Here is a 14,658-nt window from a genome sequence, read left to right on the forward strand (position 1 = left end):
TCAAATTTTCGACTATGGGACACTCTTTTTTATTTTAAAAACGTTGTTATGTCAACATTTCTATTTTTATATTTTGGGAGAGCATGATGAAAAAATTAACAATTTCAAGCCTATACTTACTTACTAAATCCTTAGATATCACATTAGAAGAATACTTTTGCCCACCATCCTTTAAATGATGTCACTACGTTCCACATTTAAAGCCTAACCACAAAAGTACCAAAATAGCTGAACTAAATTTCAAATTCATTTTCAATCCTTTAATGCCTATTTCAAATAAACATTTTCAAAATAAAAAACACAAATAATCTCATAAAGAGAAATTTGTGTTTAGCTTGTTTTTTTATAATGTTTTATACGTTTATAATTTAGTAAATCGAAATCTGATTTTATTAACATTTTATCATGCATAACAAAACGATATCAAAAAATATGTTATATAAATAACAATATTCAGGTTTACTATGATATAGATTTTTTTCTTTTGGACCATTAAAAAACATGTGTAAAAGTAGAGCGTAGCCCACCAAACAAGGTGAGACTTATGCGATGGCTACAAAGTAGCTACCGCAAGAAATGTTTTAATCTATTTCACCAACGTTTAGTAATCCCGATCCAATATTTATTCATGCAGCAAAAATTATTTTCTTCTTTATCTTTTCCTACCAAATCCAATCTATAGTATCAATTACTCTCTAAAACCTGACCAATCATACATTCTTGCTTTTTGCCTACGCTTCTTCTCTTCAAATATACTTTCCACATTTTTTTCTTCTGTAAAACTCATGATGAATCCACACTTTTCACAATTGTATTTATAAACTTCAATAGGTTTGTCATATCGAACATAGTTAATTTCTTCTTCAGATATTAACATAAAAGAAATATCAGCACTTTCATCGACTTCATTATCAATCGAAGTGTTTATAGCTACATCTACGTCTATATGTACATCATCAAAACTACTGTATCTTACATCAACATCATTGTACGCTGTGGAGTAAACCTCAACATTTACACCTAGATCATAATATCCTTTACGAAAGTACTTTCCTCCACAAACCAAACATTTAATTTCACTCATCTACCACCACTCCTCCCTTTATTTACTTATATATATTTGGGAATTGAGCCCTTATGAGTAAAAAAATACTCACCAACAAGTGTAGAAAGCGGTTAATGTTTTATATTATGGCCTGTATGTATTTTCATTAACTAAATAACCTCGCTTCAATTGAAAAAGCATAATATTTTTTCAATTAACACCCAGCTAATATTTATCTAATATATTTAACAATTGCATCTATAATTTAATAGTGTTAACTATTGAACATCCATCATTTTTAACAATTTCTACACTGCACTTAAACCCACTTGTTTCAAACAAAAACAAGTTTGGCCTCTTATTCATTACTTAATCCCCTCTGTATCTAAACTCTATTCTCCAACATTTAACACCTCTAAAACCTCCCTAAACAACACCGAGCCTCTACCAACAACCAACTCCAAAGGAACTTCCTTAACTCGCCCATCTCTCCCCACCATAACAATCCCATTCTCATAATCAACCCAAATCTGAACATCCTGCACATAATAACTCTTAATAGTAGAAGCCTCATCTAAGTTGTTATGATCTAGCTCAACCTTAACTTGCTTCGTAAAACGACGCAGCGTTTTCCAAAGAATTCGTTCTTCTTTTGATTTCATGAAGAGTTCTGGGAGTTCTTGTACTTCTTTTAATAACGACATAGTTGTTATTGTGTATGTTTGAATGCCATATCCTACTGGGCGGATGAGGTGGTCGAGTTTTTTCCATGGCTCTAGTTCGAAATGTACATGCTCATCGTTTTGTTGCACTTGAATGTGTTTGATTTTTGCTACGTATTGAATCCCGCCTTTTTCACCATGCCATTTTTTCGGTGCGTATAATGCTATGTACTTTGCTTCTTGCCACCCTGGTTTTAACTGTGTAACTGGTAACTGGTATAAGCCTTCTTTTCTATATACTTCATAGTCGGCTTCAGTTTTCACGATGCCCACTAATACTTTTTCTTCTAGCGAGGAGTGCCATTCTTCTTTTGTGCCTCTTGGAAGGATGCCTTCTCTTATAATTTCTTCTGGGCTTTTTTCAATGAGATGGTCTAGAAACTGTTCGACTAGTCTTGTTGCGTTTGGTAAGAATGGAAAACCACCAATATTTACTTTTTCGATACTTTTATAAAATGGATGGTTCTCATACGCTTCCTCTTGGTTCCATGGGAATAATACGTACGCTCCGTAAGCTGTACGCTCAAAAGGTCCCTCTTGCTCCACTACTAATGCATCTCTGTAACGGTGCATTGTATTAATGTCTTCTTCCATTGGACCAGGGGTGCCATACTTCCTTTTGTAGTGGGTCTTTTCAGCAAAATCAATTCGATATTTCGCATCAAAAATGTATTGGTATTGATAACTCTTTCCCTTTTTCTCAATAGCAAGCATCGTATCCGGTTTTTGTGTAACTGTTGGTAATCTACCGTTTCTTTTCTGGAAATAAAGTTCTATTACTTCATCAGTGACTGGATGCTTGAATGTTCTTTTTGCAGTTTTACTTTCATCAAGCGTTACGTATAAACCATCTTGTTTTACTTGAATGACATCTTGATGGAGCGGTATATACTTTTTCGATAAAATTTGTCCGAGTTTTAAATATGTCCAGTATTCATATAACCTAGCAACATCTTTTACCGACATTTTGAAAATTTGCCCTCGTAATGTTAATCCGCGTGATAGCATTAAGAAGATTTGATACGCATCTCTATATCCTGCTGCCATTTGAATAACGAGTGAGAAGACTGAGCGATCCAATTTTCCAATTTCTCTCCAAAATGGATCGTTCAATTCATTTTTCATTCGATACTTCATATTTTTTACACGTTCCAGCAAATCTTCATCAGTTTCACCACGTGTATATCTAGACTTTTCCTCTAGCGCCTTAAGCAAATCATCGATTTTATGTATAACTCTTTGAATCATCCATTTAACAAATCGATTTTCCAGCGTATCATAAGAAACTTCCTTATAAGCTGTAATACCTTTAGTCGGCATACTGTTTTCTCCTTGCAGCAAGTGTGGTCGCTTTCGTAAATAATTCATTCCGACAGAATCCAATTTACGAATTTTTTCTCCTCGTACTAGTTGATGTCTAGTCATAAGCGTATGATGCGGTTGTCTTTTAATATGAGAAATTGACTTCATAAAACGCTCAAAGGAATCATTTAAAATACGATAGAACTCACTCTTCGATGGATTTGTGGCGTAAATTGCAGATGCTCCTAAGTAAGTTCTCTTTAATAAATGAAACGCTAAATTATAAATTTCATCATTTACTTCATCTAATAAAGCTCTGTAATCATCCTTATAATCAAGTTTTGCCGGGAAAACTTCAAATGTAACAGTTAATAAAGTATTTTGATCATCTTTAATTTCAAACGTTGTATTTCCTACTTCATTTGGAAACGAAAGATTACCCATTAACACATGAAGTGATCCCATTTGAATAGAACTAACTTGTTTTCGAAATCCTGGATGTTCATGATAAAAAGAGAGCTGCTTGTTATTTTTCGGAACAACAACAAGCTGATAACTTCTATTTTCAAAAAAGATTGGCGGATGTTCGTTCCATTCATCCAACCTCTGCAATCCCGCATCAAATACAGAAACGGATTCCGTCTTCCCATTTACATGAAAATACATCATTTCATCTGCGTTCATAGCGTGATATTCTTTTAAACTCTCATATTTTTCATGATAAGGATTTCCTTTAATCGTTAATGATAGCTCCTCTGTTTCAATCTTAACTAGCTCTATCTCATTATTAGATCCAGAAAGAGGTAAAACCATCATACTCGAACCTCCTTAACATATGAGACAGCTTGTTAGCGGAACGAGGATACTTAGCATATGAAGCGTCACTATTGCTACTATCATATTCTTCATTTGCACATAATACATACAACTGCTTTAATACCTCTTCTGTTCTTCCATCACTCCCTGCAAGACGCGGTAAAATCTTTTGATATATTTGATAATCAAGCGCTTCATCAAACGATAATAACTTTCCTTGTTCGTTATATGCCATATAGAAACAAATTTCATCTCGTATACGATACCCAACTTGGGCTCCAACTGATTCAAGTGTTTTATTTATTTCTATTAAAATATTCGATATGTTTCTCACAAGATCTTCGTTGTCTTTAAAACATTCTTTTAGATGAAGATACTCGGTTTCTAAAGAGCGATTCGAAGCAATTTCAGCTTCCTTCTCCTCTACATCCATTAAGAAATTAAAATAATCTAAGTTAACGGTATTAAACTCAATTGTATTCGCACGATCTAATACTTTCTTACTTAACGGATGTGTCGTTTCATCCATATTTACCGTTCCGATAATATATACATTTGATGGGATTGTAATGTGCTTATTCGTAATGGATTCTGGAAGTACTGGTGAGGTAACAATTTTTCCATCTTTCCATTTACGACTTTCAATTACACTTAAAAAATCACTAAAATAGTATTCCACTCGCGCTAAATTCATCTCATCCAACACTACAAAATACGGCCTATTTGGGTTTGCATCTGCATTTTCAAGAACTTTAATTAACGGTCTTTCTTGAAACTCTCCTTGAAGGTTCACATACCCAAGTAAATCAGAGCTATCACTCCAATCAGGTCGAACCGGAATAAGCGTAAATTGTCCCTTCTCTTCTGTTGCCCCTAAACTCTCCGCAAACCACTGAACAATTTTCGTTTTTCCTGTGCCCGAAATACCTGATAAAATTACAAATGGCTTCGTTTTTAATGAAAGGAAGAAATTAATAAGATCCTTTTTCTCATAAAAGAAACCTTTACTTTGAATATAAGAAGACACATGATCGATAATTGATTGTTGATCTAAATACACTTCTTTCCTTTCATAAATCATTTCATATTTCGTTCCTTCCTCTTTATAAGCTATGAACCCCTCATAATAGCGAAGCATTTCTTCTAGGTCCTCTACTAACTCTTTTTCACTTGGCATTTTATTAACATCGTACGCAATATAAGCCGCTGTTGAATTCGCATATCCTTTTGCTTTTGAGCTTGTTCCTAGGAAAATCTCATCATCTTTTTTCACCTGTTGGGACATATGTATTTGTTCACGAATCTCTTCTTTAATTTTTTGCATCTCTTCTTTAGTCGTTTCTGTCACACCTTGCGCCAGCGTTAAATATAATCGCTCCATATCTTCACTAAACAAATAAACGATATAATAACCTCTCTGCGTAGATGTCGTAATATCTTTATTCATAATCGCAAGCCATGGAACAGCAGCCCAATTCCCTTGTCCCACTGACCCTGTAACAACATACTGACTATGATCAATAAATGGTAATCTCGTTATTTCCGTTGTCATTTCATTCCTAACAAACGATCCCATTTTATGCCCCGCAAATCTTTCTGTTCTTGCCTGTAAATACTCATTCAGAACCGTTAAAAACTTTTCACGCAAATTACTGTCCATACTACCGCCCTTTTCTCCATCGTCTTTTGCATATTGTTCAACAGGAATCCATTCACCATTAATTAGCCCTACTTGTTCAAGCCAATCTAGTAAGTTACCCGTACGCCTCTTCGCTACCGATTCAACCATCAAATTATCTCCTAATGAATTTCGGACAATCGTCATTCCAAAATCAACTAGAGCTTCTTTCTTTTCACCCTTTGAATATTTCTCTAGCAATCCAAGAACAAATAAAACATGACGGAAATATTCTTGTCTTAAAACTAGCTGCGCAATGTAAGCATTCTTATCCTTCGATTGAACATATTCACTTAAGCGCAGCTGATTCATTTCATGAGATTCATTCAAAAATCCCAATAACCTTAAATCTTGACGCGCGCGAGACTTCCTACTATATAAATTTTCATCCGTTTGTTCACGTAACATACTTGGATTATATGTACCATTCATTATCTCTTCTAAAAAGAGTATGACTTTATCGTATTTTTCACTTGGTAGATTATCAGTTTGGAATTCTTTAAATGTAATAGCCTTTTCTCCATTAATCTTTGTTACCTTTACAAAAGGTAATTCTGCAAATAGCGATACAAAGAAATTTAATTCCTCTTCTTGATAAAAGTCAGGACTATTAATTATCCGATCATTTATGAAGTCTTGCCAAACTCTCAGAACTTTTTCAATGGTCACACTAAAATCAAATAATGTTCCCGCGTCTTTTTCTATTCCAAGTTTTCTTTCTACATATATTTCATTATCTTTTATCGTTATAAGCCAATTACTTTTATCACCAATACCATTAATAATCCGCTGTTTTGCCTTAATAAATTCTATAATTATTTTATCTAGCATTTTTATCCTCCGTAGCTACAATTAATTACAATTACTGTTATTTTATCAAACTATCTACAAGTAAAAAACATATCAATAAAATGATATCAATTATTCAATGAATCTATCCAAAATAAAAAAGAACCCCTTACCACACACTACAGGCAGAATAAGAGGTTCTCCTATCTTCAAACAATATTACCCATTCACTTCCGAATAAACTTCATTCATCATATCTTCCATAATAAAGTTTTTGAATTCTTCGTTCTCTAAAATTTCCATAGAGAACTCCCCGTTGCTGCTCATGCGATCAATAAAACACCTACATTATTTCTTCACATATTTTTAAAATCCCAAAAACTCTTTTGGAGAAATCTTCTTCTCTCCTTTGGAATATTATCAATTATCAAATCCAACAATTGATAAATATTGTAATTATATAACGCTGAAAAATAAATAGGTTCTTCAATCCATACTGCAGTCTCATTGTAAACACGCTCTTGTATAGAGATTACTTTTTCGTCTAGTTGTTTAAGCAATTCTTCACTTGGTTTGTTTGCTGCAGGAATCCACCCTTTCCCCTTTAAACCCATATCACATTGATTTATTGCTATTAATATTCTATCTGCTTGAACATTAGGAATAATCACTTCGTTTAACAATTTATAGGTAGTCCCTAAATCCCTGCTACCACCCTCTAAAATAACAAGTACCAAATCAATAAAACCATACCTAACTGATTCACCATACGATTTATGTAATAAATCTATTATTTTCTTTGAATGAATAGCGTCTGCTTTTATTCCATCACCTAATCCAGGGGTATCCCATAAACGAAGCCTTCTATCACTCAAATAATAAGAATCAATAGTCATTGTTTGAGGGTCTACTCCATTACCTTCGTCTGCTACATCTTTTTCAAAGATGGCATTAAGAGTCGTAGATTTCCCAGCACCAGTTACACCAGTAACCATAATATCTAACGGATAAAAACCTGCTATATTTAATTTAGAAGTAATATCTTCATTACGATACTGCTTATAATTCTCCCCACCTTTCCCCATAATCTTAACCAAATAACTTTCCAATGAATCCTTTTACCGCGCCACCAACGGCACCAACGGCACCACCAACTACCCGTCCTACTTTTTCACCACGTTCTCCACCAAAAATCCTTCCAATTTTAGCACCTGTATCTGCACCAAATTCCATACCATCTATAATCGATTCACCTAATGATTTCTTGATATTTTGATTATAGTCTTCTAATTCATCATTAGATTTCCATGGGTCTGGTTCCTTATTAATATTATCTATATACACTGCTCTTTTCTCAGAAGGTGTGTGTTTAATAATAAAACTTAACAGCTTTGAAACGTTATACAGTTGTTCCGCCGAATAGTAAATCGGATCTATCTTAATACCAGTGTCTTCATGTATTCTCCTTTGGACAGAAGTTACTTTCTTATCCAAAAATGATACTAATTCTTTTTGTGGTTTATTTCCAACATAGTCCCATCCCTTTCCCTTCATTGCAATATCACATTGATTAATAGCAACTAAAATACGATTTTTATCTGGAAGATTGGGCATAATCACTTCATTTATTAATTGATAAGAGGTCCCCATATCTCGTGTTGAACCATCTAGAATAACCAATACTAAATCAATAAGCGCATTGCCTTCTTCATCTTTTTCCAACAGCTTATTAACAATATTTTTACTATGTTGTATATCTGCCTTTATTCCATCGCCAAGACCAGGTGAGTCCCATAAAATAAGGCTTTGCAACTCATACTTCTCAATAGTCATTGTTTCAGGATCTACGCCACGTCCAACTTTAGCTATTTCTGTATCAAAGATAGCATTAATCGTCGAGCTTTTTCCGGATCCAGTAGCTCCAGTGATCAAAATATTAATTTTTTTATTTTTTAAATTTAATAGTTTATTAAATAATCTCTTTTTTGTAGCTTCATCTAGATCAGCACCAATAATTTCTCTCTCAATTTCATCCCAAACACTTTTTCTTTTTATTTGCATAACCATTAATTTGTACACCCCTATATTTCAATATTAGATAATTATAGCATAAATTTGGAATATTAATCCAAAAACATAATCACTAAATAGTATTATCTATATTAAATGTTTTTTTATAAGCCAATGTAAAATCCCTTTAACACCATAAATTTCTTAGTTTACTCCACCACTTCTACCTTCTTTTTAGGTTTATGATAAGCAACATAATCATCTACAATACTTTTTATCAATCTATCCATGGCAATAAACACTGTCAAAAAAAGAAATACTAAATAATCGTTAAATTGATTAGGAGTATCTATTCCCATCAAAATTTTAAAATCATTATATCCTTTCCCAAGCGCTATCATCATTAATAAAAAGTAACTAAGTATTCTTCTCATATTTTGTGAGACTAAATCGCGATCGGTAAAGTAAATAAAAGTTATTAAGGAAATTGGCAATATAATGATTACTATATAATAAATTTGATATGGCATATGTTTAAAATTGACTGCTCCAGCGAACAACACACATATTATTGTGATATGAATCATTAAACTAAGTGTTGTTTTCCCAAATAGGATGTCCAGTCTATTCATTAAATAATTCTTTTTATTAATCTTGGATACCATTTTTTGAATAACACTATTAAAAGTACCTAATTCTTTTTCTACGTCCAACTTAATCCTACTAACTATTACAACAAATATTGGATAAGCACATACTACACTTAAAATTGACCATTTCATTTTTTCTATTTCCGTCCCCATAATAATCTGGAAAATAAAATAGATTAATATCAGTGTTGCTATGATAATCAACACTTCAAATACCATTAAAACACGTTTAATTATTCGCTTTGACATCCTTATTAATCTTCTTGCGCTTATTTCTCCAATTTTCTCTAAAAATGGGAGAATCACTTTATTTATAAGAAAGTAAGATATCCCCCCTCCTACTACGATCAAAAATAAATAAAACAAAAACAACTTCATATCCTGCATAATCCTACTCTCCTTTTCTTAATATAATCATGGCTACATCTCTATATTATCAACCTTTCCGGTAATTATAACGTCACATAATTACAGTATTTCTTATTTATGAAATTTTTTGTATACAAAAACTCCAATCATCCAAGACTCTTAATGGATAATTGGAGTTCTATAAAATCTATTATATACATAAATTTCCTTAAACATATTTCATGTTACTTTCCATATAACTTTAGCAACTTTCTTCCTTCCTGAATAATATCTTCCCTTAAATTATCAGGCTTTATTACCTCTACAGCCGCCCCCATACCAAGAATCCATTTCTTTATCGATTCTTTCCCACTCATTGTCGCATAAAAATGAATACTACCATCCAAATTATATTCTATGATTTGATTCTCTCCCCAGATCGATTCTGGTACGGATACAGAAAACGGTGGATGTATAAGTAACTCTACCTCTAGCGGTTCATTCATAATCCCGAATCTAGGGAACTCTTTTTGAATATCAAATTCCTCAGGGATTGTATATGTATCATAAATAATTCGAATATCTTTCATTCGGGACAATTTGAACATACGTGTGTCTTTTCTCTGATCACACATGGCAATACAGTAGAAAAACTCGTTGTAATGTACAAATCCATATGGAGCAATGACACGTTCAGATCGTTCACCAGATCGTTTTTCATACTGAATTTTCACTTTGCATCTTGCTCCAAAGGCTTCTTGTAACTGTATATATTTTCGATTTTCATCCGAAAACTCATAATTTGGTCTGGATCGCTGCACAAAATAAATATGACGCTCTCGATCTTTCTCCAATTTCCGTAATGCTTTCAGCTTATCCAAAGCTACTTGTGCATCACCTGAATAAATAGCATTTCCTTTAGATAGTAATTGTTCAATCGCAAATGTTAGAGCACGCAATTCTTTATGAGACAAGTTTTTTATTGGGAATAAAGATGTGTTAGAAATATAGTATCCTCCCCCACGTCCTCTTTCACTTTCAACAAATATACCTGCTTTTTCAAGCTCATCTCGGTAGATGCGGATCATGCGCTCCTTAACTTCAAGCTCCTCTGCGAGTTCGCTAATTTTCATTTTTCCCCGTCCATGAAGAAGCTCTATCATACGAAGAGTATTACTTAACTTACTCATGATTCTTCTTCCTTTCTAACTTACACCGCTAGTTTTGACGTTTTAACTCATCTAATGTATGCCCATCATTATCTTTCCACTCTGTCCATCCATTTGCACGTCGCCCTAGTACTGCCGCAGCCGCCGCACTTGGAGAACTAAATATATAATCCTCCTTAAAAATATATACATTTTCTTTTTTCTCTACTATATCGCTATTTAATAATTTTTTTCGCATATTAATTACCGATGCACCCGCTGTATGAGCTTCCTCAATATTTGCTTTTGATCCTTTAAAGACAACAAAGCCATCATCTGTATATTCTCCTGTTGCATAAGCTTCTTTTCCTTTACAAGTTAATACTTCTTCCTGCTTTGCTGATGCCTCGTGTAATTCTTCAAATAACGGATAACCTAATGTTCCAATTAAAATTTTTATATCTTCAAATACACGCATTAAATCTGCTTGCATCCATTCTGTTATATACGATTCTTTTGGTATCATACTATTTTCAACTTCATAGCGCCCAACTTCCTTTGCTTTTTTATAAGTAAAATGCTCTAAATATTTTACATATGATTTTGTAAGAGTATTTGTTTTTGAAATAACCACTAACGCAGTATTCCAAAAATCTTTTTTCGCGTTATGCTGTTTTAAACGTTCAAAACAATTTTCTGATTCGCCAATATAGACCTGATCCTTCGCCTTATCATCTGAAGAGCCAAATAAGAAATAGATCCCTACATTTTGTAATTCCTCTCTATTCTTTGCTTCTTCCAATTTATTTCTCGGTATTACAATAATTTGAGTAATTCCACTTGTAAATTCAGCTATACGAATACTTCTAGGTGAACCATCTGGTAAAAATATTTGAATTGTTTGAGCTCTCATTATATATATATCCCCTTCCACTTACATTCTTTTACAACCTGATTATTTTGTATAACATATATGAATATATCGAACGGTAATTCTTCCAAATCCCGTTGGTGGTTGATTGATAAAACAAAGTTTTCATCTACCATTAAAATAATACAGCGTGTATTTCCATTTTCATCTTCACTCATAAAATCTACTAATGATAGGTTGGAATATGTCTTAACATTCTTACGTTGATTATTCCCCTCATACTCATTAATCAATTCTTTATAATCACTTGATATAAGTCGAGAAATATTCTTTTTATCCGGTACTAAGGTTACTTGCATCACTTTATACGGAGGCATAACGTTTACATTTCTCTCCCTTTCTACTTCTTCAAGACGACTTTTACGACGGTCTTCAATATCGAGTAGCTGCGCTTTCATCTGATTAATCAATGCTGAATTACGATTATCTACATTTTCATTGCGATATTTCTCCAACTTATCCATCGTATTTTGATATTGCGAATCAAACGCACGACGTAAAAATTGTATTTTTTTATTTAACTGTGTTTCGTTTCTTATGACGAACTCTTCTCGCTTTTGCATCACATGATCCATTGCCTGCATAAGTAAATGAGTTCCTTCTTCTTTCTTTTGAATCGCTGCATCAAATGATGAACCATATAACCAATATGAATCTAATTCTATTACATTTCCATTTTCTCGCTTTGCAAAATACACTATATCTTTATGCAATTCTCTTCCGGTTCCATCTGTTAGCCTAATTTCATATCCTTCAACTTCAAGTTTCTCTTGAATTGAAATTGGGATTTCATAAGTAACAACTGTTACTCCCTCCATCTCATCTTTCATAAGCTTGATTGCTAAAGAAAACAACGGATTATCATTTTGGATTAACGAAACCGTTTCATCTATATACTCTTCCTTGCTTGTAAAACGATAGGAATCCTCTTTCCCTTTCAATGGAATACGATGCTTTCTCGCAAATTCACGAATTGATTTCGGAATTCTATCAATCCGATACATTTGATCATTTTGCGAGGGATATACTCTAACCCTATAATCACTTAATGTATTAGCAGTAAAATCTGCGTATACTCTCATCGGAACCTTTTGGATGGCTATTTCCTGTTGTTCACGTTGCATACCAGGTAGATCAATACTATCCATTGCAAGCCGCTCTTCTTGAGCAACTCTTAATAACTCCTCATATTCCTCCGATAAAACTTGATTCACATCTCGTTTTATATCTTCTAGCTGTTCCCGATTCAAAACTGCATGTTGCATAAGTGTAGGTAAATCTATCATCCGATCTTCAAGACGATCCCCTATAAAATCATAAACAAGGTCTTGTCCTAAATCGTTTTTCATTTTGTCCATTTTTACTAAAAGAGTATGTAACACATCACCTTCACGTGTATTGCCCGCTACTAAATTAAAAACAAACACTTCATTCTTTTGACCGATACGATGTATACGTCCCATACGTTGTTCTAGTTTGTTTGGGTTCCACGGAATATCATAGTTCACCATTTGATTACAGAACTGCAAGTTAATTGATTCTCCACCCGCATCTGTTGCAAGCATGATTGGATAATCACTTCGGAAAAATTCCACCTGTCTTCTTCTCTCATCCATAGAATATTTTCCAATAATTTTAGCAATACGTAATCCGTGTGTACTAAGGCGCTTTTCTAAATAATGCAGCGTGTCTGTTGATTCCGTAAAAATGAGAATTTTTTCTCCTTTTTGCAAAAGGCCATCCGTTCCAAACAACGTATTTTCAAGTTCTATATATTTACGTTCAACACAATTTTGGCGAATATCACTCGAATGATGAATAAGACGTTCTAACTCTGTAATCTCTACTTCCAGCTCTCTCGGATCAATCGTATCTATACTTTCTTCACTGTTTTGCTCTAATAGTTCTTGCTCTTCAAATGTTGCTTCTTCATAATCCTCTACAGATATATCCTCAAGATCAACATGTTTTTTCTCCATCACTTCTAACAATGTTACCAATCGTTGATGGCGACGTACTAATGATAAATGCACAGCTTCTATAGAAGAACTTAATCTTCTTTGTAATAAAATCATTGCAAAAGCAGTACTGTTATTCCCTCGACTCATCGCACGATTAAAATGCACTTTTACATACTCTGTCACAGCCTCATATAGTTCTAATTCTCTATCTGACAAGTCATATTTAATTGTTTTTGTTGTACGCTTTGGAAATAGAAGAGTGCCGTCAAATTGCTTCAAACCTTCTTTTAAGCGCCGAATAATAAATGGATTCGTTTTATCACGTAACGTTTCTTTAATCCCAATAGAAGAAAAAATATCTGGATCAATCAACTTCATTAAATGACGAAAGTTTTCTACATCTCCTTTGTGAGGAGTAGCAGTCAACAACAAAGCATGCTCACTATTCCTAAGAATCCCTTCTCCCAATTGATATATCTTTGTACGCTTCGTTTTTTTATTCTTATTACCTGTTGTATAAGCTGCCATCTTATGAGCTTCATCTACAATAACTAAATCAAAATCAGCTTCCATCACAAGACTTTTAATATCATCTCTTGATGCCCAATAAAGAGATGTTAATATACAGTTCTGTTCAACAAATGGGTTTTTACCGTTGTATTCTTTTAAAGTATGACGTGTCACAATCGTAAATTCTTCTCCGAACTTTTCATGTAGTTCTTGCTGCCACTGCTTCAATACTAATGGAGGAACAAGAATTAAAATCCGATCCGCACTTCTTCTTGCTTTCAATTCACGAATGAGCATACCTGCCATAATTGTTTTCCCAGCTCCCGGGTCATCCGCAAGCAGAAAACGGACAGTTGGCACTTGCAACATTCTCCCATAAACTGCTTCAATTTGATGTGGAAGTGGTAGAATATTTTTGTTTCCTAATGCACGAGACTTAGAAAATTTCCGATCAATCAAAAGTTCTCGATATAACATATAACGCTTTAATTGTTTTGGCGATAACAAAGTTTTCCCGGCTAAATCATTCAACTTTTCAATTGATTGCAACTGTTCCGGGAGCATAATTACTTGATAGTACTGATTACTATCTTTTCCATATGCCTCAACACGATAAAAACTTCCTTGTATATCTTCACATTTCTTTATTTCTACTATTTCAGGCCATAACGATCCTTTAACAATATCGCCTACCTCTAACATAAGACTCCTCCTACCAATAACATTTCTATATTTCATTATAGCAAAA

At 33.6% G+C, this 14,658-nt stretch carries 9 protein-coding genes; all 9 read right to left on the bottom strand.

The annotated features are described in order from the left end of the window. Positions 1-688: 688 nt before the first annotated feature. The 9 genes from MR070_RS19955 to MR070_RS19995 all read right to left on the bottom strand — a co-directional run bounded on the left by MR070_RS19955 (position 689) and on the right by MR070_RS19995 (position 14,612). Positions 689-1,084 (bottom strand): hypothetical protein, encoded by a 396-nt coding sequence (locus MR070_RS19955; RefSeq protein ID WP_242261882.1) that lies wholly within the window; start codon positions 1,082-1,084, stop codon positions 689-691. Positions 1,085-1,437: 353 nt separating this feature from the next. Beyond that, positions 1,438-3,882: a restriction endonuclease-like protein gene (locus MR070_RS19960; RefSeq protein WP_242261917.1), complete on the bottom strand. Its 2,445-nt coding sequence runs from the start codon at positions 3,880-3,882 to the stop codon at positions 1,438-1,440. Further along, positions 3,857-6,394, bottom strand: a complete 2,538-nt coding sequence (locus tag MR070_RS19965; protein ID WP_242261883.1) for an MrcB family domain-containing protein — start codon at positions 6,392-6,394, stop codon at positions 3,857-3,859. Before MR070_RS19965 ends, MR070_RS19960 begins: the two co-directional genes overlap by 26 nt. A 314-nt stretch (positions 6,395-6,708) precedes the next feature. Next, complete coding sequence (locus MR070_RS19970) at positions 6,709-7,449, bottom strand: GTPase family protein (RefSeq protein ID WP_242261884.1); 741 nt, start codon at positions 7,447-7,449, stop codon at positions 6,709-6,711. Next, the gene (locus MR070_RS19975) at positions 7,442-8,419 is read right to left on the bottom strand and encodes a GTPase family protein (RefSeq protein ID WP_242261885.1); all 978 of its coding nucleotides are present in this window, start codon (positions 8,417-8,419) and stop codon (positions 7,442-7,444) included. The genes MR070_RS19970 and MR070_RS19975 overlap by 8 nt, the downstream gene beginning before the upstream one ends. Positions 8,420-8,571: 152 nt before the next feature. Beyond that, a complete protein-coding gene (locus MR070_RS19980; RefSeq protein WP_242261886.1) occupies positions 8,572-9,399 on the bottom strand; it encodes a hypothetical protein in 828 nt (275 codons plus the stop codon). A 206-nt stretch (positions 9,400-9,605) separates the two neighbouring features. Then, positions 9,606-10,550, bottom strand: coding sequence for a helix-turn-helix transcriptional regulator (locus tag MR070_RS19985; protein ID WP_242261887.1), 945 nt, complete (start codon positions 10,548-10,550; stop codon positions 9,606-9,608). A gap of 28 nt (positions 10,551-10,578) precedes the next feature. Continuing rightward, the gene (locus MR070_RS19990; protein WP_242261888.1) at positions 10,579-11,421 is read right to left on the bottom strand and encodes a GIY-YIG nuclease family protein; all 843 of its coding nucleotides are present in this window, start codon (positions 11,419-11,421) and stop codon (positions 10,579-10,581) included. After that, positions 11,421-14,612, bottom strand: a complete 3,192-nt coding sequence (locus tag MR070_RS19995) for a DEAD/DEAH box helicase (RefSeq protein ID WP_242261889.1) — start codon at positions 14,610-14,612, stop codon at positions 11,421-11,423. The genes MR070_RS19990 and MR070_RS19995 overlap by 1 nt, the downstream gene beginning before the upstream one ends. Between the last annotated feature and the right edge of the window lie 46 nt (positions 14,613-14,658).

The organism is Bacillus cereus group sp. BfR-BA-01453 (assembly GCF_022662915.1).
Classification (GTDB): Bacteria; Bacillota; Bacilli; order Bacillales; family Bacillaceae_G; genus Bacillus_A; species Bacillus_A paranthracis.

Bases quoted from the DNA above. Each gene is read 5' to 3' on its own strand.
- MR070_RS19955 (WP_242261882.1), bottom strand. From the start codon at position 1,084: ATGAGTGAAATTAAATGTTTGGTTTGTGGAGGAAAGTACTTTCGTAAA.
- MR070_RS19960 (WP_242261917.1), bottom strand. From the start codon at position 3,882: ATGGTTTTACCTCTTTCTGGATCTAATAATGAGATAGAGCTAGTTAAG.
- MR070_RS19965 (WP_242261883.1), bottom strand. From the start codon at position 6,394: ATGCTAGATAAAATAATTATAGAATTTATTAAGGCAAAACAGCGGATT.
- MR070_RS19975 (WP_242261885.1), bottom strand. From the start codon at position 8,419: ATGGTTATGCAAATAAAAAGAAAAAGTGTTTGGGATGAAATTGAGAGA.
- MR070_RS19980 (WP_242261886.1), bottom strand. From the start codon at position 9,399: ATGCAGGATATGAAGTTGTTTTTGTTTTATTTATTTTTGATCGTAGTA.
- MR070_RS19985 (WP_242261887.1), bottom strand. From the start codon at position 10,550: ATGAGTAAGTTAAGTAATACTCTTCGTATGATAGAGCTTCTTCATGGA.
- MR070_RS19990 (WP_242261888.1), bottom strand. From the start codon at position 11,421: ATGAGAGCTCAAACAATTCAAATATTTTTACCAGATGGTTCACCTAGA.
- MR070_RS19995 (WP_242261889.1), bottom strand. From the start codon at position 14,612: ATGTTAGAGGTAGGCGATATTGTTAAAGGATCGTTATGGCCTGAAATA.